The sequence below is a fragment of the Thermosphaera aggregans genome (assembly GCF_014962245.1).
GTDB classification, from domain to species: Archaea; Thermoproteota; Thermoprotei_A; order Sulfolobales; family Desulfurococcaceae; genus Thermosphaera; species Thermosphaera chiliense.
Map to the genome: position 1 here is coordinate 60,179 of NZ_CP063144.1, position 20,035 is coordinate 80,213.

27 protein-coding genes and 1 tRNA gene are annotated in these 20,035 nt (G+C 49.8%); 25 read left to right on the forward strand and 3 right to left on the reverse strand.

Annotation, left to right across the window (positions count from 1 at the left end):
* Positions 1-2 precede the first annotated feature (2 nt).
* Genes IMZ38_RS00355 through IMZ38_RS00375 form a run of 5 tightly spaced genes read left to right on the forward strand, consistent with a single transcriptional unit; the run spans position 3 to position 5,139 of the window.
* Positions 3-2,648 carry a DNA-directed RNA polymerase subunit A' gene (locus IMZ38_RS00355; RefSeq protein WP_193436247.1) on the forward strand — a complete coding sequence of 882 codons (2,646 nt, stop codon included), beginning with the start codon at positions 3-5 and terminating at the stop codon, positions 2,646-2,648.
* 38 nt (positions 2,649-2,686) lie between these two features.
* Entirely contained in the window at positions 2,687-3,871 is a 1,185-nt protein-coding gene (gene rpoA2, locus IMZ38_RS00360) for a DNA-directed RNA polymerase subunit A'' (RefSeq protein WP_193436844.1), read from the forward strand.
* Positions 3,868-4,197, forward strand: coding sequence for a 50S ribosomal protein L30e (locus IMZ38_RS00365; protein ID WP_193436248.1), 330 nt, complete (start codon positions 3,868-3,870; stop codon positions 4,195-4,197). Before rpoA2 ends, IMZ38_RS00365 begins: the two co-directional genes overlap by 4 nt.
* Positions 4,190-4,636, forward strand: a complete 447-nt coding sequence (locus tag IMZ38_RS00370) for a NusA-like transcription termination signal-binding factor (RefSeq protein ID WP_193436249.1) — start codon at positions 4,190-4,192, stop codon at positions 4,634-4,636. Before IMZ38_RS00365 ends, IMZ38_RS00370 begins: the two co-directional genes overlap by 8 nt.
* 56 nt (positions 4,637-4,692) lie before the next feature.
* Positions 4,693-5,139, forward strand: a complete 447-nt coding sequence (locus IMZ38_RS00375; RefSeq protein ID WP_013130255.1) for a 30S ribosomal protein S12 — start codon at positions 4,693-4,695, stop codon at positions 5,137-5,139.
* A 32-nt stretch (positions 5,140-5,171) separates the two neighbouring features.
* Here IMZ38_RS00375 and IMZ38_RS00380 read toward each other — a convergent pair whose 3' ends face one another.
* Positions 5,172-5,660 (reverse strand): bifunctional nuclease family protein, encoded by a 489-nt coding sequence (locus IMZ38_RS00380; protein WP_193436250.1) that lies wholly within the window; start codon positions 5,658-5,660, stop codon positions 5,172-5,174.
* 118 nt (positions 5,661-5,778) lie between these two features.
* On the opposite strand from IMZ38_RS00380, the gene IMZ38_RS00385 reads away from it, so the two are divergent.
* The 18 genes from IMZ38_RS00385 (at position 5,779) to rpl7ae (ending at position 17,785) form a co-directional block, all read left to right on the forward strand.
* Positions 5,779-6,393 (forward strand): 30S ribosomal protein S7, encoded by a 615-nt coding sequence (locus tag IMZ38_RS00385; RefSeq protein ID WP_193436251.1) that lies wholly within the window; start codon positions 5,779-5,781, stop codon positions 6,391-6,393.
* Between the two features lie 205 nt (positions 6,394-6,598).
* Complete coding sequence (gene tuf / locus IMZ38_RS00390) at positions 6,599-7,915, forward strand: translation elongation factor EF-1 subunit alpha (RefSeq protein ID WP_193436252.1); 1,317 nt, start codon at positions 6,599-6,601, stop codon at positions 7,913-7,915.
* 63 nt (positions 7,916-7,978) lie between these two features.
* Complete coding sequence (gene rpsJ, locus IMZ38_RS00395; RefSeq protein ID WP_013130251.1) at positions 7,979-8,290, forward strand: 30S ribosomal protein S10; 312 nt, start codon at positions 7,979-7,981, stop codon at positions 8,288-8,290.
* Positions 8,291-8,387: 97 nt separating this feature from the next.
* Positions 8,388-8,488 (forward strand) — tRNA-Ser (locus IMZ38_RS00400).
* 128 nt (positions 8,489-8,616) lie between these two features.
* Entirely contained in the window at positions 8,617-9,105 is a 489-nt protein-coding gene (locus IMZ38_RS00405) for a 30S ribosomal protein S13 (protein WP_193436253.1), read from the forward strand.
* Positions 9,106-9,110: 5 nt separating this feature from the next.
* Positions 9,111-9,632, forward strand: coding sequence for a 30S ribosomal protein S4 (locus IMZ38_RS00410; RefSeq protein ID WP_193436254.1), 522 nt, complete (start codon positions 9,111-9,113; stop codon positions 9,630-9,632).
* Positions 9,632-10,033 carry a 30S ribosomal protein S11 gene (locus tag IMZ38_RS00415; RefSeq protein WP_013130248.1) on the forward strand — a complete coding sequence of 134 codons (402 nt, stop codon included), beginning with the start codon at positions 9,632-9,634 and terminating at the stop codon, positions 10,031-10,033. The genes IMZ38_RS00410 and IMZ38_RS00415 overlap by 1 nt, the downstream gene beginning before the upstream one ends.
* A gap of 9 nt (positions 10,034-10,042) precedes the next feature.
* Entirely contained in the window at positions 10,043-10,885 is an 843-nt protein-coding gene (locus tag IMZ38_RS00420) for a DNA-directed RNA polymerase subunit D (protein ID WP_319637043.1), read from the forward strand.
* Between the two features lie 2 nt (positions 10,886-10,887).
* Positions 10,888-11,250: a 50S ribosomal protein L18e gene (locus IMZ38_RS00425; RefSeq protein ID WP_193436256.1), complete on the forward strand. Its 363-nt coding sequence runs from the start codon at positions 10,888-10,890 to the stop codon at positions 11,248-11,250.
* Between the two features lie 4 nt (positions 11,251-11,254).
* On the forward strand, positions 11,255-11,710 hold the full coding sequence (locus IMZ38_RS00430) for a 50S ribosomal protein L13 (RefSeq protein WP_193436257.1): 456 nt from the start codon (positions 11,255-11,257) through the stop codon (positions 11,708-11,710).
* Entirely contained in the window at positions 11,703-12,128 is a 426-nt protein-coding gene (locus IMZ38_RS00435) for a 30S ribosomal protein S9 (protein WP_193436258.1), read from the forward strand. The genes IMZ38_RS00430 and IMZ38_RS00435 overlap by 8 nt, the downstream gene beginning before the upstream one ends.
* Before the next feature lie 9 nt (positions 12,129-12,137).
* Positions 12,138-12,338, forward strand: a complete 201-nt coding sequence (locus IMZ38_RS00440; RefSeq protein WP_193436259.1) for a DNA-directed RNA polymerase subunit N — start codon at positions 12,138-12,140, stop codon at positions 12,336-12,338.
* A 10-nt stretch (positions 12,339-12,348) separates the two neighbouring features.
* Positions 12,349-13,011 (forward strand): 30S ribosomal protein S2, encoded by a 663-nt coding sequence (gene rpsB, locus IMZ38_RS00445; RefSeq protein WP_227410879.1) that lies wholly within the window; start codon positions 12,349-12,351, stop codon positions 13,009-13,011.
* A 10-nt stretch (positions 13,012-13,021) separates the two neighbouring features.
* A complete protein-coding gene (gene amrB / locus IMZ38_RS00450) occupies positions 13,022-13,885 on the forward strand; it encodes an AmmeMemoRadiSam system protein B (RefSeq protein ID WP_193436260.1) in 864 nt (287 codons plus the stop codon).
* Between the two features lie 86 nt (positions 13,886-13,971).
* Positions 13,972-15,084, forward strand: coding sequence for a type 2 isopentenyl-diphosphate Delta-isomerase (fni, locus tag IMZ38_RS00455; RefSeq protein WP_193436261.1), 1,113 nt, complete (start codon positions 13,972-13,974; stop codon positions 15,082-15,084).
* Complete coding sequence (locus tag IMZ38_RS00460) at positions 15,081-15,590, forward strand: DUF2118 family protein (RefSeq protein WP_193436262.1); 510 nt, start codon at positions 15,081-15,083, stop codon at positions 15,588-15,590. The genes fni and IMZ38_RS00460 overlap by 4 nt, the downstream gene beginning before the upstream one ends.
* Positions 15,550-17,310 (forward strand): glutamate--tRNA ligase, encoded by a 1,761-nt coding sequence (locus IMZ38_RS00465; RefSeq protein WP_227410880.1) that lies wholly within the window; start codon positions 15,550-15,552, stop codon positions 17,308-17,310. The genes IMZ38_RS00460 and IMZ38_RS00465 overlap by 41 nt, the downstream gene beginning before the upstream one ends.
* 91 nt (positions 17,311-17,401) lie before the next feature.
* A complete protein-coding gene (gene rpl7ae, locus IMZ38_RS00470; protein WP_193436263.1) occupies positions 17,402-17,785 on the forward strand; it encodes a 50S ribosomal protein L7Ae in 384 nt (127 codons plus the stop codon).
* A 46-nt stretch (positions 17,786-17,831) separates the two neighbouring features.
* Here rpl7ae and IMZ38_RS00475 read toward each other — a convergent pair whose 3' ends face one another.
* The gene (locus tag IMZ38_RS00475) at positions 17,832-18,074 is read right to left on the reverse strand and encodes a 30S ribosomal protein S28e (protein ID WP_193436847.1); all 243 of its coding nucleotides are present in this window, start codon (positions 18,072-18,074) and stop codon (positions 17,832-17,834) included.
* Positions 18,075-18,221: 147 nt separating this feature from the next.
* Between IMZ38_RS00475 and IMZ38_RS00480 the strand changes: the two genes are divergently transcribed.
* Together IMZ38_RS00480 and IMZ38_RS00485 are read left to right on the forward strand one after the other, a co-directional pair.
* Complete coding sequence (locus IMZ38_RS00480) at positions 18,222-18,407, forward strand: 50S ribosomal protein L24e (RefSeq protein WP_193436848.1); 186 nt, start codon at positions 18,222-18,224, stop codon at positions 18,405-18,407.
* Positions 18,408-18,478: 71 nt separating this feature from the next.
* Positions 18,479-19,459: a methyltransferase family protein gene (locus tag IMZ38_RS00485; RefSeq protein WP_193436264.1), complete on the forward strand. Its 981-nt coding sequence runs from the start codon at positions 18,479-18,481 to the stop codon at positions 19,457-19,459.
* A gap of 119 nt (positions 19,460-19,578) precedes the next feature.
* Here the strand turns inward: IMZ38_RS00485 and IMZ38_RS00490 are convergent, their stop codons facing one another.
* A complete protein-coding gene (locus IMZ38_RS00490) occupies positions 19,579-20,019 on the reverse strand; it encodes a ferritin family protein (RefSeq protein ID WP_193436265.1) in 441 nt (146 codons plus the stop codon).
* Positions 20,020-20,035: the final 16 nt, after the last annotated feature.

Here is a 20,035-nt window from a genome sequence, read left to right on the forward strand (position 1 = left end):
GAATGGTTAACAGGGTTTCAGAGATAAGGTTCGGCCTCCTCTCACCGGAGGAGATTAGGAAGCTGAGTGTTACACAGATCATAACCTCAGACGTTTACGATAACGATGGAGCCCCCATAGACGGGGGAGTAATGGATAAGAGGCTTGGAGCCATTGAGCCAGGGGAGACATGCCCGGTTTGCGGAAACACCAGGGACTCGTGCCCCGGGCACTTCGGACACATAGAGCTTACGAAACCCGTTATCCACGCGGGATTCGCTAAGCACATATTAATGTATTTGAAAGCGACCTGCAGGGAATGCGGCAGGATTAAAATACCTGAGAATGAGAGGCAGGAATACCTGGCATTGATGAGGGAGCTTGAAGAGCTCAACCTGATCTACCTGCTTAAACGATTCTACGAGTATGTTAAGAGGAAGGCAAGCGTTGCGGTGAAGTGCCCTCATTGCGGGGCGAAACAGTACAGGTACAAGCTGGATAAGCCGCACTCCTTCTACGAGCAGAAGGAGACAGGGCTGGAGAAGCTGTGGCCCACGGACATCAGGGTGAGGCTGGAGAAGATTCCGGATGAGGATGTAAGGCTTCTAGGCGGGAACCCTGAGGAGGCGAGGCCTGAGTGGATGGTTCTAACAGTCTTGCCGGTGCCTCCGCGAACAGTGCGTCCTTCAGTACTGCTGGAAACAGGTATTAGGAGCGAGGACGACCTGACACACAAGCTTGTCGACATTATAAGGGTTAACACGAGGTTGAAGGAGCATGTGGAGAGCGGGGCGCCGAGCGCGATAGTGGAGGATGAATGGGAGCTTCTACAATACCATATCACAACATACTTCGACAACGAAGCCCCAGGCATACCTGTGGCGAAGCACAGAAGCGGTAAGACCTTGAAAGGCATTGCCCAGAGGTTGAAGGGCAAGGAGGGCAGGTTCCGTGGAAACCTAAGAGGCAAAAGGGTTGACTTCTCCGCTAGAACCGTGGTCAGCCCAGACCCCAACCTAAGCATTAACGAGGTAGGAGTCCCAGAGGTTGTGGCGAAGATATTGACAATACCTGAGAGGGTTACACCATGGAATATTGAGGAGATGCGAAAGCTGGTTTTAAACGGGCCTGATAAGTGGCCTGGCGCAAACTACGTTGTAAGGCCGGATGGCAGGAAGATAAGCCTGAAATACGTTGACAGGAAAGCCGCCGCGGAATCCCTCGCCCCGGGATACATTGTTGAGAGACACCTGCTTGACGGAGACATAGTATTGTTCAACAGGCAGCCATCGTTGCACAGGATATCGGTGATGGCGCACGTGGTAAGGGTTCTCCCGTATAAGACGTTGAGGCTGAACGTTCTCGTATGCCCACCCTACAACGCTGACTTCGACGGGGACGAGATGAACCTTCACGTCCCGCAGAGCGAGGAGGCAAGGGCTGAGGCAAGGCTTCTAATGCTTGTTGAGAAGCACATTCTGACACCCAGGTACGGCGGCCCGATAATAGGAGGTCTCCAAGACTATATCAGCGGTGCCTTCGTCTTAACGAGCAAGTCAACAATCCTGAGAAAGGAGGAGGTTGCCGAGCTACTTGGGGTTGCAGGCTATTACGAGGCAATACCGGAGCCGGCGATTCTGAAGCCGAAGGAGTACTGGACCGGGAAGCAACTGGTCTCGGTCTTCCTGCCTAAAGACTTAAACTATAAGAGGAACTCCAAGCTAGCCGGGGCTTCAGCCCTAAGATGTGTTGACGAGGACTGCCCGCACGACAGCATCGTGATCATTAAGAAAGGCGTTCTCCTTGAAGGTGTGCTGGACAAGGCAAGCATTGGAAGGGAGGAGCCTGAAAGCCTTGTCCACTGGTTGATAAAAGAGTACGGTGAAGACATAGGGAGGTTGTTCAAGGATAAAGTATACAAGATGTTCCTACGAGCCAGTGAGAAATACGGGCTCACCATGGGTTACTCACACCTATCCCTGCCGGAGCCTGCTAGGGAGAGGATAAGGCAGATCATCCTGGAGAAGAAGAGCCGTGTGGAGGAGTTGATAAAGGTTTACCAGCAGGGTAAGCTCACCCCGAGGCCTGGTAAAACACCGGAGGAGACTTTGGAGGATGAAATAGTGGACTTGCTGTCGAAGAGGTTGCTTGACGATGTCGCAGACACTATAACACCATACTTCACGCTCACAAACCCCGTGGTCATCATGGCTAGGACCGGCGCGAGAGGCAACCCTGTCAACCTCACGCAGATGGCTGCCCTGCTAGGCCAGCAAACAGTAAGGGGTAAGAGGCTTTCAAGAGGCTACCTGTACAGGTCGCTACCACACTTCAAGCCGAAAGATATAGGGCCTGAGGCAAGAGGCTTCATAGCCAACGGGTTTGTCAACGGGCTTGAAGCCCTTGAAATGTTCTTCCACGCTGCTGCTGGGAGAGAAGGCTTGATAGACACAGCTGTCAGGACAAGCCAGTCAGGGTACATGCAGAGGAGGCTGATAAACGCGTTGCAGGACCTGAGGGTAGAGTATGATGGGACGGTGAGAGCTACTTCTGGAGAGCTTGTCCAACTAGTATATGGTGAAGACGGCGTCGACCCGATGAGAAGCGATCACGGGAAAGCAGTGAATGTTAACAGGGTGATTGAGAAGGTAGTGGGGTGGAAGCTGTGAGCTCCTTAAAAGCCCTTTCCAAGAGCGAGATCGAGAAAATACTGAAGGAGAAGCTTGAAGGATACGTGAGCCCCCAGGTGTACAACGAGGTTAGAGACAAGCTCATCGAGTTGACGAATAAGACAGAGCTCTACGAGAACGAGGTTGAGGCAATAATATCCGAGGTGATTAGAAGGTACAGGTCCTCCATGATTGAGCCAGGCGAGGCTGTTGGCACAGTCGCTGCTCAGAGCCTTGGAGAACCCTCAACCCAGATGACCCTCAGAGTCTTCCACTACGCTGGTCTCAGAGAGTACAACGTCACACTGGGACTCCCCAGGCTTATAGAGATCGTTGATGCTAGGAAGAAGCCTGAAACACCTATTACGGAGATATACCTGGACGATGACCACAAGTATGATGAGGAGAAGGCTAAGGAGATAGCTAGAACCATTGAGACAACGCTTCTAGAAAACATTGCTAAGGGAGTAAGCATAGAGCTCACGGAAATGAACATTGAGCTCGACCAGGAGATGCTGTCGGATAAGGGAATAGCTGTTGAGACAGTGGTTGAAACCTTGAAGTCGTTAAATATTGGAGAGGTTGAGTGGAGCGAGGACAACCCGCTCGTGATCAGGATATTGTTCGAGGAAGAGGTTGACTACGTTAAAGCGGAGAAGATAAGGCAGAAGGTCCTGTCAACCAAGCTGAAGGGTGTTAAAGGAATTAAGAAGGTTATCATCCAGAAAAGAGGGAACGAGTACGTGTTAATAGCTGAGGGAAGCAATCTCGAAGAGCTCATGAAAATCCCAGGGATAGACCATAAGAGGCTGTACACCAACAACGTGTTCGAGATTGAACGGGTGCTCGGGATTGAGGCAGCTAGGGCTGCAATCATCAGGGAGATTAAGAACGTCCTGGATGATCAAGGCTTAGACGTTGACACCAGGCACATAATACTGCTAGCCGACATCATGACTTGGACAGGGCATATAAGGCAGGTTGGTAGAATGGGTGTAGCCGGCGAGAAGCAGAGCGTCTTGGCGAGGGCAACCTTCGAGATGACTGTTCAGAAGCTCCTGGAGGCTGCCGCAATGGGTGAGTCGGACAGGCTGTACGGCATTACCGAAAATATTATAATGGGGCAAGTCATTCCTGTAGGAACAGGAATGGTTCAGATTTATATGTTCCCAACATTGATAAAACCAGAAGCCAGTGAGGAGAAAGAGGGGAGCGAGCAATGAGCACTGCCACTGTGGAGCTGGTTAAGGCTATTCAAACCCTGAGTAAAACCGGCCAGTTCAAGATCGGTTTCAACCAGTCAAAGAAGCTCGTCATGCTGGGAAAGGCCAAGGCCGCTGTCATCGCGGCCAACGCACCACCGCATGTTAAGAGAGACCTGAAATACTACGCGAAGCTGAGCAACATACCTGTTATAGAGTTCCCTGGAACAAACTTCGAGCTGGGGGCTTTGATCGGTAAACCCTTCGGCGTCTCAACAATGGTGATCATCGACCCTGGCCAGTCAAACATCCTGGACCTAGCCAAGGAGGTATCGGGTAATGAGTAAGGAAAGGAGTCAAGTGAAGATAACTCCTGACGAGTTTAGGTACATGGCACTGCTACACGAGATCACGGGCGCCACCGTCAGAGACTGCATCATGGATGAGTCTGAGAACAGGGTCATATTCCTGGTTAACCCCGAGGATATTGGAAAAGCCGTAGGCCCCAAAGGCTTCTTCGTTCAAAAACTCAGGAAGATCTTGAACAAGAACATAGAAATAGTCGGCTACAGCGACAACCTTGAGGAGCAGGTTAAGTACGCGCTTGCTCCTGCAAGGATAAAGGAGATCAAGGTGACCTCTAAACCAGGCGGGGAGAAAGTAGTCTACGTGGCGGTGGATCCATCGGACAAGGGCCTCGCCATCGGTAAGAACGGCAGGAACGTTCAAAAAGCAAAGATTATTTTAAAGAGACACTTCAACATCGACTCTCTCATTATAGCATAAAATTTAAGAATACTTGAAACTATTTGAGTCTAGAAGAAGAGTTAAGGGATTAAACCATGCCGGGCAAGAAAGCACCATACGGGATGTACGCGGCAAGGAAGCTGAAGAGGAAGCGTCTCAAGTTTAGGTGGAGCCAGAGGGATTTCAAGCTCAGGATGCTTAAGCAGCAAGGCAAGATAAGGGACCCGCTTGAAGGAGCGCCAATGGCTAGGGGAATAGTTCTTGAAAAGGTTGGAGTAGAATCCCGTAAGCCAAACTCAGCCCTGAGAAAATGTGTCCGCGTCCAGCTTGTGAAAAACGGCAAGGTGGTTACAGCATTCGTCCCGTGGGACGGTGGAGTCAACTATATTGACGAGCACGATGAAGTAGTTATTGAAGGTATTGGAGGCCCGATGGGAGGGTCTCTAGGAGATATTCCCGGAGTGAAGTATAAGGTAGTAATGGTTAACGGGGTATCTTTGAAAGCTCTCTGGCTGGGTAAGAAGCAGAAGCCTGTTAGGTAGGTTTAAGCTTTTAACTTGTTGAAGCCGTAAAGCTACTTTTCAAAATCCTCTTCTCTATCCTCAAGCTTTGAGAGCTCCTCGAAAATCTTGTAAAGCCTCTCCTGCTCATCCACGAGCTCCTCGCTAACGTAGACGGGTTTACCCGCAATTATTGCAAGATAGATAGCGTGGCTAGGGATCATCTTCCTCCTTGTTGAAAACTTTCCGTTAACAAACTCCACTGTCGCGCTGTAAACCCCCTTGTCAGGGTTGAAGCTGTCTATTACAACGTGTTTAAGATTCCTACTCAACGCGGCTATAAACTCGGGAACGCTCTCGATCACATCGGTGATCATGGATCGCTCCTCGTCCAAACCCTCCTCTTCAAGGTTCCTCCTTATTGAGACGAAGATGTCGTAGGAGACGTTTTCAAGGTAAAACCTCCTCCCATCCTCGAGGTGAAGGATTAAGCGTGGACTAACCTCTCCGCCGGCGAAAAGACTCGTCGATATCTTTTCGACCAACAGGTAAGACGGCTTCAACGGCTATGCCTCCTGGAAAACCTGATTAATAAATGGTCTAATAAAGCATCATCAGGGTCTGAGACTAGTGGGGAATGCGTGAATCTGCAATAATTTTAAAAAGCCTGTTAAACTGTTTATGGTTATACAGGTGTTTACATTGGCTAGTGAAGGACACGTTGTGAAGTTGAGCGAGGTCAAGCTTTTCGGCAAGTGGACCTATGATAACATTGAGGTAAGGGATCCCAGCCTGAAGAAGTACATATGCCTTAAACCCTACATCCTTCCACACACAAGCGGGAGGCATGAGCACAGGAGGTTTGGGAAAGCCGAGGTGCCAATAGTTGAAAGGTTGATTAACAAGCTTATGCGTCCAGGAGAAAACATGGGTAAGAAGCACCTCGCCTACAATATTGTTAAAAAAGCCTTCGAGCTCATCTATTTGAAAACCGGTCAGAACCCGTTGCAGGTACTGGTCCGCGCAATCGAGAATGCAGCCCCGAGAGAGGAGACAACCAGGATCATGTACGGCGGTATCTCATACCATGTCTCAGTAGACATTTCCCCTATGAGGAGGATTGACCTAGCCCTTAGACATTTAACTGATGGTGCAAGGGAGAAAGCCTTCGACAACCCGATCACTATTGAGGAAGCCCTGGCAGAGGAGATAATAGCTGCTTCAAACAACGACCCAAAGAGCTACGCGATCCAGAAGAAGGAAGAGATTGAGAGAATAGCTTTAAGCAGCAGGTAGCGTTTCCCGCCCTCTTTTCAATCCCCGGGATCCCTTCTCACAAGGCTTCAAACCACTTTTCAATGAAGCACTGTATATTACAAAGCCTTAACCCCGTCCACTAGTAGGTTCCCAGGGAGGGCGCGTTGGTTGTAAAAAGATTTTAAAAAGACTTACTCAATTTATTAAACTCAATGAACATGATAAAGATAGCAGGTGAGTGCGAATGAGCTCTGTGCCGCAAAAACCACATTTGAACCTGGTGATCATAGGACACGTCGACCATGGAAAAAGCACCATGGTTGGACACATACTCTACCGTTTAGGGTACTTCGACCAGAAAACCATTCAGATGATCGAGGAAGAATCGAAGAAGATGGGTAAGGAAAGCTTCAAGTTCGCATGGCTCCTTGACAGGATGAAGGAGGAGCGTGAGCGTGGAGTAACGATATCGCTATCATACATGAAGTTCGAGACCAAGAAGTACTTCTTCACCATTATCGATGCTCCCGGACACAGGGACTTCGTTAAAAACATGATTACCGGTGCAAGCCAGGCTGACGCTGCCATACTAGTTGTGAGTGCTAGGAAGGGTGAGTTCGAGGCTGGTATGAGCCCTGAGGGCCAGACCCGTGAGCACGCCCTGCTCGCGAGAACAATGGGTATCAACCAGCTGATCGTTGCCATCAACAAGATGGATGCTGCCGAGCCTCCATACAGCGAGAAAAGGTACCAGGAGGTTAAGGAGATCCTGGGCAAGTTCTTGAAGAGCCTTGGCTACAATATTGAGAAGATACCGTTCATACCTGTCTCAGCATGGACTGGTGAAAACCTGATTGAGAGAAGCCCCAACATGCCATGGTATACTGGGCCAGTGCTTGTAGAAGCATTAGACATGCTGGAGGTTCCGAGCAAGCCTGTTGACAAGCCCTTGAGAATACCCATTCAGGATGTTTACGCTATCTCCGGTGTTGGAACAGTCCCGGTTGGAAGGGTTGAAACAGGGATACTGAAGGTTGGCGACAAGCTAATATTCAACCCGCCGGGCGTGATCGGAGAGGTAAGAAGCATTGAAACACACCACACGAAGATCGAGAAGGCTGAGCCAGGCGACAACATCGGCTTCAACGTGAGAGGCGTTGAGCGCAAGGATATTAAGAGAGGAGATGTGGCAGGGCATCCGACGAACCCGCCAACAGTGTCAGACGAGTTCACAGCCCGCATCTTCGTAATGTGGCATCCGACAGCAATAACCGTTGGCTACACACCAGTGGTCCACGTCCACACCGCTAGCGTGGCGTGCAGGATCACGGAGATAGTTGCCAAGCTCGACCCGAGAACCGGTAAGGAGGTTGAGAAGAACCCGCAGTTCCTGAAGCAGGGTGACGCCGCCATCGTGAAGTTCAAGCCGATAAAGCCTCTGGTGATAGAGAAGTATTCAGACTTCCCGGCGCTGGGAAGATTCGCGATGCGTGACATGGGCAAGACCATAGGTATCGGCCAGGTATTAGATGTTAAGGTTTTAGAGCAGCAGAAGAAGTAAAGGTTTTTTTAAACCCCTAAAACGCTTATGTTTTTAAGCAGGTTGCTTAAAAGGATGGTGCTTATGTCGACGGTGAGAATGGTTAAGATAAAGATTTGGAGCACGAACATAGATGTGCTCGAGGATTTCATAGGGAAGATAACCGATATTGTTAAGAAGACAGGAGTTGGCATGAAGGGGCCTATACCCCTCCCAACGAAGAAGTTGAAGATAAGGACTTTGAAACTACCCCATGGCGAGGGGAAGAAGAAGTATGAGAAATGGGAGATGAGGATTCACAAGAGACTACTCTACATTGCTGAAGACGAGAGAGTCATGAAGCAACTAATACGTATCCGTGTGCCACCGGAGATCTGGATGGAGATAGAGCTTTAGTTTTTAAACAAGGCATAGGTCAAGCATTCCTAGTCTTTTAACACCACCATCCCGGAGCTATCTTTAAAGCTCCTTGTTGCCTAATATTTTTAACAGTGCCGGGGTGCCCGAGCGGTCTAAGGGGCTGGCCTGGAGAATAATCCCCCGGTCAGCCAGTGCCCCTAATGGGGCGCGCGGGTTCGAATCCCGCCCCCGGCGCTCCATGACAGGTTATTCTAAGAGGGATCGTTAAGGCGTGATGGGTAAGTTTTAAAATATGATATAAGCTTAAAAACAGATTACTACATGGTTAGTTAAAGGATACTGCTTACTATGCGGTGGGAGAAGTGAGCGTTCAGCAATCTTTCAGGCAGATCATACGCGTGCTGGAGACAGATATAGACGGGTCTCTCCCGTTGATATACGGGCTAGCGGAGGTTAAGGGGTTGGGGTATACTTTCTCTCTCGCGATTACCCGCATACTTGGATTAGACCCTAACACCAGGATCGGCTACCTCTCAGACGAGGATGTGAAGAAGATTGAAGCACTTGTGAAAAACCCGAGCTCCTACGGGCTCCCCTCATGGATGTTTAACAGGAGGAAGGATTACGCCACCGGTAAAGACCTCCACCTAGTAGGTGCTGAGCTCATTTACTTCGTGAAAGAAGATATTGAGAGGGAGAAGAGGGTGAAGAGCTGGCGCGGAGTAAGGCACGCTCTCGGCTTGAAAGTGCGCGGGCAGAGGACAAGGACGACCGGTAGGCTTGGAGTAACTGTTGGAGTAAGAAAGAAGAGGCAGGGTCCGCAGCAGCAACAACAGTCTAAACAAGGGTGATGTGAATGGGTGATCCAAAGAAGCCTAGGAAGAAGTGGAGTGGTCCAAGACATCCTTGGAGAAAGGATATTTTAATGTACGAGACCAAGCTCCTTGGACAGTACGGCTTGAGAAACAAGAAGGAGTTGTGGAGGGCTTCGTCAATAATACGCTACTTCAGGCACAGGGCCCGCTCACTCCTCGGCGAGCCTGCTGAAGTCCGAGAAGTAGAGGGGAAGATCCTAATAAGCAAGCTGGTTAAACTAGGCTTGCTCAAGGAGGGCGCGAGACTGGAGGATGCTTTGAACCTTAAGGTTGAAGACCTTCTCGAGAGAAGGCTTCAAACAATTGTTTACAAGAAGGGGTTGGCTAACACTATCTACCAGGCGAGGCAGCTCATAGTTCACGGCCACATAGCTGTCGCTGGGAGAAGGGTTACATCACCAGGGTACATTGTCTCCGTTGAGGAAGAACCCCTCATAGACTACGCTCCATTCAGCCCGTTTAAGGAGAAGCCTATTCAGCAGGTTCAGCAGGGTGGTGCTTGATGGCGTTCTCAGCTAGAGAGCTTAAATGGGGAGTAGCACACATTTACAGCAGCTTGAACAATACTATAATACACATCACGGATTTAAGCGGGGCTGAAACCGTTAGCAGGTTCAGCGGCGGAATGGTTGTTAAAGCTGACAGGGAGAAGCCAAGCCCGTACGCGGCAATGATAGCTGCTTCTAAAGCAGCATATGAAGCAATGGATAAAGGAGTAACCGCTATACACATAAAGGTGAGGGCTCCCGGAGGACACGGATCCAAAACCCCTGGCCCCGGGGCGCAGGCAGCCATCAGGGCCTTGGCTAGAGCAGGGTTCATAATAGGCAGGATCGAGGATGTGACACCGATACCTCACGACACCACGAGGCGTCCAGGCGGCAGGAGAGGAAGGAGGGTCTAATCCACAGGTGTGTCCGGCTTGAAGATAGAGGTTTTGGAGCAGAAACCACTGTTCATTAAGCTAAGGATCAAGGGGGTCAGCCTCCACCTTTTAAACTCTATTAGGAGAGTGATAGTATCCGAAGTACCCACAATGGCTGTTGACTACGTAGCTTTCATGGAGAACTCCTCAGTCTTCTACGACGAATACCTTGCCCACAGGCTGGGATTAATCCCGCTGACAAGCAACGAGGCATTGTGGAAGTATAAGAGCCCCGAGGAGTGCAGGGAGGCTGGTGAGAAAGGATTGTTCTCGGAAGACTGCTTTGTCCGCCTAAGCCTTGAAGGAGAGGGAGGGGATGAGCCAGTAACACTCTACAGCGACTTCCTGGTGTCAAGCGACCCTGACGTGAAGCCTAGCTTCGGGAAGATCCCGATAGTGAAGCTGATAAAGCCTCAGAAAGTTAAGCTCGAAGCATACGCTAGGCTTGGAAGAGGTAAGGAGCATATTAAGTGGAGCCCTGTCTCGGTAGCAGCGCACAAGTATGTTCCAAAAATACTTGTGAACCAGAGGCTGTGCAGAGGAGAGGACTGCCTTAAATGTGTTGAAGCCTGCCCTAAAGAGGTTCTCGCCTTCGAATCCGGGGAGATAAAGGTTAGGAGCGGCAAGCTACTGGACTGCACCATGTGCAAGATTTGTGAAAACATATGTCCCTCAGGAGCTATCAAGGTAAGCCATGAGGAGGACGAGTTCATACTAACCCTTGAGTTAACAGGTGCTTTATCAGCTAGAAATGTTTTATTAGAGTCTGTTAGAATACTTGAGAAAAAGCTTGACGACTTCGTTGAAACGCTGAGGGAGAAGGGTGTTTAAGCATGATGGAGTTGAAGAAGACAAGCATAGTCTTGAGGAAAACGATTAGGGAGCTTGAAAAAGCCTCTAAAATCCATGACGCCCCGATATGGGCGAGGGTAGCTGAGGAGTTGGCGAAGCCCACTAGGAGGCGTCGAGCAGTAAACCTGAGCCGTTTAAACAGGTATACCGTGGAGGGCGATGTCGTGGTTGTCCCGGGCAAGGTACTGGGCTCCGGGAGGATAGATCACAAGATAACTGTCGCAGCCTACAGCTTCTCTAGAACAGCATACGAGCAGTTGTTGAAAGCAGGGTGCAGAGTGCTTAGCCTCACAGACCTGGTTAGGGAGAATCCTAAAGGGTCGAATGTAAAGATAATAGGGTGAGACCGTGAGCGAGGAGAAAATACTTTACGTTGATGCTTCAAACCAGATTTTGGGGAGATTAGCGAGCATTGTTGCTAAGAAACTGCTCGAAGGATACAAGGTGGTAATAGTTAACTCTGAGAAAGCCGTTCTAAGCGGTGAGAGAAGCAGGGTTATCGAGGGGTATAAGAATATTTTGAAAGCTAAAACTCATCGTAACCCGGAGAAATCCGGGATTAAAAGGCCGAGATCCCCGGTCACGATAATGAAGAGAGCTATCAAGAGAATGCTCCCCTACACCCAGCCCAAGGGGAGGGAGGCGTTGAAGAGGCTGAGAATATTCGTTGGAACCCCTGAGGGCTTGAAGGGGAGGGAGTTCGTCAGGTTTGAGGAGGCCGATGCCTCCAGGCTTAAGCAGGGTTTTGTTTACGTGAGCGAGGTAGCGGCTGCGCTTGGTTGGAGGGGTGGTTTGAATGAGTGAAACTGTTGTCGAAAAGTTTAAGATCGTCGTAGCCTCGGGCAAGAGGAAGACAAGCATTGCTAAAGCAGTCGTTAAGCCAGGAATTGGGAGGGTTTGGATTAACGGAATACCCCTCGAGGTATTCCCAGTGGAACTGGCAAGGGTTAAGATGATGGAGCCTTTAATGCTCGTCGGCGACTTGTGGAGGAAGGTTGACATTAGAGTAGAGGTGAGAGGAGGCGGCGTCATGAGCCAGGCTGAGGCTGCCAGGACAGCTATAGCGAGAGGCCTGCTAGAGTATGTTGACAATGATGAAGAGGTTAAGAAAATATTCACCGAGTACGACAGGCACATGTTGAGCGGCGACCCCAGGAGGACCGAGTCGGAGAAGTGGGGTAGATACAGCGCTAGGAGGAGATGGCAGAAGAGCTACAGGTAGGTGTGCAGCATGCTTTTCCCTGTTAGATGCTTCACGTGCGGCGCCCCCATAGGCCACTTATGGGAGGAGTATGAGAAGAGGGTTAAGGCAGGCGAGGAGCCGGGTAAGGTTTTAGATGATCTAGGCGTTAAAAGATATTGTTGCAGGAGAATGTTTTTATCATACGTGGATGTTTCAAAAGAGGTTTTACAGTTCCCCAAGATATCGTGAGGTGAGAAGCATGTTCGAGAGCGAGGATATAAGCGGTCTGGGCGAGCAGCCCGTTACCCCGAGGCCGGGAGAGAAGGTTATAGAGCTACTGGTTCCAGTGGACAAGTACTTGTCAGCCGGTGTTCACATAGGCACGCACATATGCACGAAGTTCATGGAGCCCTTCGTGTACAGGGTTAGGAGCGATGGCCTATACATTCTCGACGTGAGAAAGATAGATGACAGGTTGAGAATAGCTGGCAAGTTCCTAGCGAGGTACGAGCCTGCAAAGATAGCTGTGGTATCTGTTAGACAGTATGGTAAGAAGCCTGTGAACAAGATGTGCCAGTACATCGGCTGTAAAACATTCACTGGGAGATTCCTCCCCGGAACCTTCACAAACCCAAGCCTTAAATGGTACTACGAGCCCGACATAGTCTTGCTGACGGATCCGAGGGCTGACGCGCAGGCTTTGAAAGAGGCTGCTGAAATAGGCATACCAATAGTATCGTTCGCCGACACGGATAACAAGACCGATTTCATAGACCTCATAATCCCAGGGAACAACAAGGGGAGGAAGAGCCTGGCCCTGCTGTACTGGATACTGACGAGGCAGGTTCTCAGGGAGCGTGGAGCCCTGCCGCCGAACGGGGAGCTCCCTGAGCAGCCCACAGAGTTCGAGGCCGAGGTCTAGGGGTGAAGTATTGAAGAAGAGGCACCCGGCTGTAGCAGGTTATTTTTACCCTGATAGCAAGCGCGAGCTCGAAGCCATTATCAAATGGTCTTTCACCCATAAAATAGGTCCTGGGAAACTGCCTGAGACCTCGCCTTCTAGAAGGGTGGAGACAGTAGGCTACGTCGCGCCTCACGCAGGCTATGTTTACAGCGGCCCCGTCGCAGCCCACACCTACTATCAAATGGCTCTTGACGGCGTCCCTGAGACAGTTGTAGTAATAGGTACGAATCACACGGGTTATGGAGCTCTGGTCTCAGTATACCCTGGCGGCATGTGGGAAACACCGCTGGGTCTACTCGAAGTAGACTCCGAGCTTGCGAAAACCCTTGCGGATAAAAGCAGCATAGCAGAGCTTGACGAGTACGCACATCTCGAGGAACACTCTGTTGAGGTGCAGCTCCCGTTCATCCAGTATATTTACGGGGACAGGGTTAGAATACTCCCCGTGGTCATGAGGCTGCATACCCCTGATGTTGCAAGAGACGTTGCTAAATCACTCCTTGAAGCAGCATCCTCGTTGAAGAGGGATATAATCATTGTTGCGAGTAGTGATTTCAACCATTACGACCCCCACGATGTAACGGTGAGGAAGGATAAGGAGGCAATATCCATGATACTCAGGCTTGATTCAGCAGGCTTCTACAACACGTTGCTCAGGGAGGACGTGTCGGTGTGCGGTCCTGGCGGCATCATGGTTTTAATAGAGTACGCCAAGCTCAAGGGGGGAGCAGGCGCGAGGGCTGAGTTGTTGAAATATGCGACGAGCGGGGACGTGTCAGGCGATAAATCACACGTTGTCGGGTACGCGTCTATAAGGTTTTCAACACAGTAGTTTGAAACCCGTAATCCCCCGATCAATTATCTGGCTAGTTTTATATTGTCTGTTTAGCTAATTCTTCATGTTAAAGGTGTAGACTGTTGAGCGATATTTACTGGAGGAAGATACAGCATTTGGAAATAGTTGTAAACCGCGACGTCGACTTCAAGGACAGGTGTGAGGAATACTTCAAAGACATAATCCTGATCCACCAGGCAATTCCTGGTTTCCGGAGAGAAGGTGTTGACACGTCCACGAGGTTCCTAGGCTACGAGCTTAAAGCACCCGTCATGATAACCGGGATAACCGGAGGGGCTCGCGAAACCCTTGACATTAACAGGAGGCTTGCTCAAATAGCTAGTCAACACGGGATAGCATTAGGGCTTGGAAGCCAGAGGCCAATCCTAACCAGCAATTTCAACAGTGAAGTGGTTGAAACCTACAGGGTTGCACGGGATGCCGCTCCCAATATCCCGTTGATAGGGAACATAGGTTTCAACACTCTTAAAACACTCGGGGTTCAGGAGGTTAAACAGCTTGTCGATGCTGTGAAAGCCGATGCGCTCGCCGTACACTTAAACCCAGCCCAGGAGGCCATACAGCCGGAGGGGGATACTGATTTCTCGCTTGAAGCACTCAGCGTTCTGAGAGAGGTTGTGAAGGAGGTTGGCGTCCCTGTTTTGATCAAGGAGGTTGGGAACGGTCTCTCATACGAGGTTGTCAGGAAGATCACCGCTGACACAGGGGTTAGAGTATTCGATGTTGCCGGGGCCTGCGGGACCAGTTGGGTGAAGGTTGAAATGTACAGGACCGCTGACGATGTTAGAAAACATGTTGCGCAGCTGATAGGGGAATGGGGTATTCCCACGCCGCTCTCCGTTATCGAGACGCGGCTGGCAAGCCCGGATTCAACAATTATTGCCTCGGGAGGGGTTTGGGATGGTTTAAGAGCTGTCAAATCCCTGGCGATCGGCGCGGACATGGCCGGGTTTGCGAAGCCTGTTTTAACAAGGCTTTTGAAGGAAGGGTTTGAATCAGCCTCAAGGTTTGTTACCGAGTACGTTGAATCAATGAAAACAATAATGTTCCTGGTAGGTGCTGAGAAACTAAGCGATCTAAGGAGAATACCCGTGGTTGTTGGGCCGGCTTTAAGAAACTACGTGTCCTCGCGGGGCTTCAGCCTCGACAAGTACTTGGAGATGCTTAGGAAATGAGCAACTACTTCTTTCCCGAGGCTTATGTTGAAAACGGTGTTGAATCAGGGAAGAAAATATGCTTCAAAGGCGGCAATGTATACGTCGCTCTTGCAAGAGATGCTGTGCCAGGTGAGTGCGTCAAAGTATTTGTGAACACGCCGTTCGAGAAGCTTTTAGAGTACATGGACTTGGAGAAGCCCTGCTTCCTAAGAGATGTAATAGTAGTATACAAGGAGGAGGAAGGCGGCTACAAGGGCATCCTGGTTGAGAATGGGGAGAAGCTGTACCTGCTTGAAGCCTCAGGCTCAACAATAGCTATCTCGAAGAGAGAGGGGGAGGTTGTAGAGCCCCATGAGAAAATAGGATACATCATCACCAATAAGAGAGAGGTCAGGGTGATCAAGGCTCCGTTGAAAGGTATATTACTAGCTGTTATAGATTTAACCTGGGAGAAGCCTGAAAAAGTCATAATGGTGTTTACCGGTGAGCGGCCAAGAGAAGTCTTTATTGGAAAAAGTGCGTGAAACTGGGTTTAAGCACGCCCTGTTGAACGCTGTGAAGTATAATGGCAAAGCCGATTTGAAAGCCGTTACCTCCAAGATAATCGGGGAGCTCCCTGAGATCAGAAGCGTCCTGCGAGAATACATTGACGTTATAAGAAGCATTGTCGAGGAAGTGAACAAGCTACCGCTTGAGAAGCAGCGTGAAATAGTGAGGAGTAATTGGCCAGAGCTACTGGAAGAGAAGAAGGAGGTCAGGGAGAAGGAGCTTCCCCCGCTGCCAAACGCTGTTGAAGGAGCCGTTGTAACAAGGTTTGCCCCCAACCCGGACTACACTATACACCTGGGTAATGCAAGGCCTGCACTGCTAAGCTACTGGTATGCATCAATGTACAAGGGAAGGATGGTTTTAAGGTTTGAAGACACTGACCCCCGGACCAAGTCCCCCTACCCGGAGGCTTATCAGATGATAAAACAGGACTTGGAGTGGCTTGGGGTTAAGTGGAGCGAGGAGTATGTTCAAAGCTTGAGAATACCCTTGTTCTACGAGGTGGCTAAGAAGCTGATAGAGAAGGGCGGGGCTTACGTTGACAAGTGCGGCGAGAAAGAGTTTAAAGCATGGAGGAAGGAAGGGAAGGCGTGTCCCCACAGGGATCTCCCCGTTGAGGCTCAGCTTGAAGAGTTCGACAAGATGCTCTCGGGGCACTACGGGGAGGGAGAGGCTGTAGTCAGAGTTAAAACCGATCTCCAACACCCAGACCCCAGTGTGAGGGATTGGGTTGCGTTCAGGATTATAGACACGTCTAAAACACCCCATCCTGTCGTAGGTGAAAGATATATCGTATGGCCTACCTACAACTTCGCCGCAGGCGTTGACGACCACTTGATGGGCGTGACCCATATTCTAAGGGCTAAGGAGCATGTTTCAAACACTGTTAAGCAGAAATACCTGTACGACCACATGGGTTGGAAATACCCTGAGACAATCCACTTCGGCAGGCTATCCCTTGAAGGAGTCATCCTGAGCAAGTCGAAGATGAGGAAGATGATTAAGGAATCCGGTGTCGAAGCATACTCGGACCCGAGGCTTGGAACGCTTTCAGGGTTGAGGAGGAGGGGTATTACAAGGGAGTGTTTGTGGAGGATCATCAAGGATGTCGGGATCAAGCCTGTTGACGCTAAAATAAGCTATGCAAACCTCTCCGCGATCAACAGGGTTATCGTTGACCCTGTTGCAAACCGTTACATGGCTGTTGAAGACCCTGTCCAGGTAATCCTGGAGGATGTTCCCGAGGATATTGAAGCCAGCATACCGGTCCACCCGTCAAGGAAAACCTACTACACATACAGGCTCGGCAGGGAGGCAGTGGTTTACGTGTCTTCCAAGGACCTCCCTGGGAGTGGGAACGGGTTGTTCAGGCTGATGGGGGTTGGCAACTTCCAGGTCACAGGAGCATCCCTGGTGAATGGGAAGCCAGTTGTCACCGCCAGGCTGCACAGCAGGGATCAGGAGGAGGCTAGGAAGCACGGCCTCCAAATCATTCAGTGGGTTAAAGACGATGAGAAGATCCCGCTGGAGCTCTTAATCCCCGAGGGGATGAGGCTTGTCAGAAAAACCTTGCTGGCGGAGAAGAGGATTCTAGGGGAGAAGGAAGGCTCTGTAATCCAGTTGTACAGGATAGGTTTCGCGCGGATTGAGAGGATCTGGGAGGAGTCAGCGGTCGCGATCTACGCTCACGACTAGTTTCTCTTCCTCACACATACTCCACAATATTTATAAGACACGATAGTGTTAAACCCCTAGTATGGACGACCAATAGGGAGGAGGATGAAGTATGCCTAAACCATTCTATGTGAAGTTCGAGGTACCGCCTGAGCTGGCTGAAAAAGTCTACGAGACCGTGAAAAAAGTCAGGGAAACCGGCGGCAAGATCAAGAAGGGAACTAATGAGACCACGAAGGCTGTCGAGAGAGGGCAGGCAAGGCTTGTAGTGATAGCAGAGGATGTTGACCCACCGGAGATTGTTGCCCACTTACCACTACTCTGTGATGAGAAGAAAATACCCTACGTCTACGTTCCAAGCAAGCAGAAGCTTGGCGAGGCAGCAGGTATTGAAGTAGCGGCTTCAAGCGCTGCGATCGTGGATGCTGGCGAAGCCAAGTCCATGGTTGAAGAAATAGTTAAGGCTGTGCAGGAGCTCAGGGCTAAGAGCGGTTGAGAATAGAGGATTATTTTTCTTTTTTCCTTTAAAACAATATTCTTCACTAACGTTTCGTTGAAAGCTTCCTAGCCTCTCTCTCAGTCTCTCTGAGAATAACAATATCCCCTATCCTGACAGGCCCCTTCACGTTCCTAGTGATAATCCTGCCCTTATCCCTTCCCTCTAGAACCCTAACCCTAACCTGGATTATCTCGCCGGAAACGCCGGTTCTACCTATTATTTGAATAACCTCCGCCGGGAAGCCCAGCTCGTCAACTATATTGATCTTCGGCGGCTCCACAACTATTCTCTCCGAACCCTGCTCACTGCTCAAATCATTCACCTATTTCCCTATACACATGTTATTTATCCTTATAAGTGTTGCCTGGGAAAATTTAAAAACCTTGTTAACACATTAACGAGAGTTAGCGAGTGCTTCAGCACGGTGGAGAATATGGCAAGGCTTGCTAAATGCGTGTTTTGCGGGAGCGATCTCGAACCGGGGACAGGGTTGATGTATGTTTTAAACAATGGGACAATAATGTGGTTTTGCAGCAGGAAGTGCTTCAAGAACTACAATATGAAGAGGGATCCGAGAAAGCTTAAGTGGACCCTGAAGTACGGGTCTAAGACAAGGTAGGGTTTCAGGCACTGCTAAACCTACTGGTAAAGCATATTAATTAGTCCTTTCATCCCATTCTCGGTGTCTGCTTGGGTAGGCGTGAGCTCATAGCATCTTTAGCGTTCTCAATAACTTTCTCGATAGCACTGGCTTACGCGTCCATAGAGGTTATCAGGATTGTTAACTTATGGATGCTGGGGTTCATCCCGGACTGCGTTCTCCTGTCAGACTTCCCAAGGTGTCAGGAGCTAGAAGCGTTGTTTAGACTAGTGGGATATGCAGGGCTGGCGGCAATCCTATTGGTAACGGTTGCTGGATTCCTGTTGAAGAAGACTAGGCTAGCCCTCCTGGGCTCGCTAGCCATTTACCTTCCAACCATAGGGTACTTCGCCTTCACCATGTTCTTCCTAGCTGGGGTAGGGGTCTTGAGACTCCTCTGGCTTCCATTCACGGATTCCGATGTTTTCGTAAGGATTGGCTTAATAACATTCCTCCCAGCATGGTTTGTTAACACTGCAGTCACCTGGGCTGTGAAACTAGCGGCGCCAGGGTTTACCGGGGATTTCTCAGCACCGGTGGGGTTCGTCTTCATGATTACCGGGCTGGCATTGTTCATCCTAGCCACTTTCACATGGGTTAGCGATAGGTTGAGAGGAAAGGTTTTGAGCACGGAGGGGGTTTACAAGTTCTCTAGACACCCGATGTACCTGGGATTCATAATATGGAGTTACGGGCTCCTATACCTTGCCAGCACGGTTGAGGGAGGTAGAGGCTGGTCTCCTCCTGCGCCGGGACTGCCGTGGCTACTCTCCGCGGTAATCATTATCGGGGCAGCATTGCTCGAAGAGGCTGAGCTGAGGAGCAAGGTCGGAGAGTATGTTAAGTACGCTGAGCACACTCCATTCATGATCCCATTGCCCAGGAGGCTGGGTAAAGCCATCACTTACCCTGTTAGAAAGCTAATAGGTAAGGATTTGCCGGATACTAGGAGGGAAGTATTAACCGCCATGTTGGTTTACCTAGCGTTAACCTCGCTAATCTCTCTCGCTGTTTCCTACTTCATTATTTAGCATTCTACCTCTGCAGGCATGGGCTAAACGCTTTTTTTACCCAATAATCCCTCCTCGATTTAGGGCGGGAAAGGTTTGAGGAAGAATTGTGAAAAAACTCTGAATTCGCTAGTCAACCACTACTCTTCATACTTCTTTATCAGGGATGAAAGCAGTTCGTGATGGATCCGCTCGTTTTCAGCTAAAGCTTCCGCTAACTGCTTCAACACAGGGTACTTTAACGACTCAGCAAGTTGCTTGTATGTAGCGATCATGTCGCTCTCTATGATTAAGTGTTCTTTCAAAAGCTTCACTATCAAGGCTTTCTCAACCGCGGAAGGCTTAACCTGTTCCAGCTCCTTCATTACCTGGCTCTCCTTTTCCAGGGCTTCCTCGTAAGCTTTAAGCATTCCCTTCATTAACTCTTTGTGGATCAGGGTTTCAACAGCTATCTTCTTAATAACCTCCTCAAGGTCTCTTACCTCAATGCCTCTCAGCCTTAGAATACCTATTGAATGGAAGTAAGATGCTGTAGCCTTTTCCTCAACGTCTAAAGCTTTCTTAATCAACTCATAGGACATGCTAATACACCATGTA

Coding starts and splice junctions, on each gene's coding strand:
- IMZ38_RS00355 (WP_193436247.1), top strand. CDS start 3: ATGGTTAACAGGGTTTCAGAGATAAGGTTCGGCCTCCTCTCACCGGAG.
- IMZ38_RS00365 (WP_193436248.1), top strand. CDS start 3,868: ATGAGCACTGCCACTGTGGAGCTGGTTAAGGCTATTCAAACCCTGAGT.
- IMZ38_RS00370 (WP_193436249.1), top strand. CDS start 4,190: ATGAGTAAGGAAAGGAGTCAAGTGAAGATAACTCCTGACGAGTTTAGG.
- IMZ38_RS00375 (WP_013130255.1), top strand. CDS start 4,693: ATGCCGGGCAAGAAAGCACCATACGGGATGTACGCGGCAAGGAAGCTG.
- IMZ38_RS00385 (WP_193436251.1), top strand. CDS start 5,779: ATGGTTATACAGGTGTTTACATTGGCTAGTGAAGGACACGTTGTGAAG.
- tuf (WP_193436252.1), top strand. CDS start 6,599: ATGAGCTCTGTGCCGCAAAAACCACATTTGAACCTGGTGATCATAGGA.
- rpsJ (WP_013130251.1), top strand. CDS start 7,979: ATGTCGACGGTGAGAATGGTTAAGATAAAGATTTGGAGCACGAACATA.
- IMZ38_RS00410 (WP_193436254.1), top strand. CDS start 9,111: ATGGGTGATCCAAAGAAGCCTAGGAAGAAGTGGAGTGGTCCAAGACAT.
- IMZ38_RS00415 (WP_013130248.1), top strand. CDS start 9,632: ATGGCGTTCTCAGCTAGAGAGCTTAAATGGGGAGTAGCACACATTTAC.
- IMZ38_RS00425 (WP_193436256.1), top strand. CDS start 10,888: ATGATGGAGTTGAAGAAGACAAGCATAGTCTTGAGGAAAACGATTAGG.
- IMZ38_RS00435 (WP_193436258.1), top strand. CDS start 11,703: ATGAGTGAAACTGTTGTCGAAAAGTTTAAGATCGTCGTAGCCTCGGGC.
- IMZ38_RS00440 (WP_193436259.1), top strand. CDS start 12,138: ATGCTTTTCCCTGTTAGATGCTTCACGTGCGGCGCCCCCATAGGCCAC.
- rpsB (WP_227410879.1), top strand. CDS start 12,349: ATGTTCGAGAGCGAGGATATAAGCGGTCTGGGCGAGCAGCCCGTTACC.
- IMZ38_RS00460 (WP_193436262.1), top strand. CDS start 15,081: ATGAGCAACTACTTCTTTCCCGAGGCTTATGTTGAAAACGGTGTTGAA.
- rpl7ae (WP_193436263.1), top strand. CDS start 17,402: ATGCCTAAACCATTCTATGTGAAGTTCGAGGTACCGCCTGAGCTGGCT.
- IMZ38_RS00480 (WP_193436848.1), top strand. CDS start 18,222: ATGGCAAGGCTTGCTAAATGCGTGTTTTGCGGGAGCGATCTCGAACCG.
- IMZ38_RS00490 (WP_193436265.1), bottom strand. CDS start 20,019: ATGTCCTATGAGTTGATTAAGAAAGCTTTAGACGTTGAGGAAAAGGCT.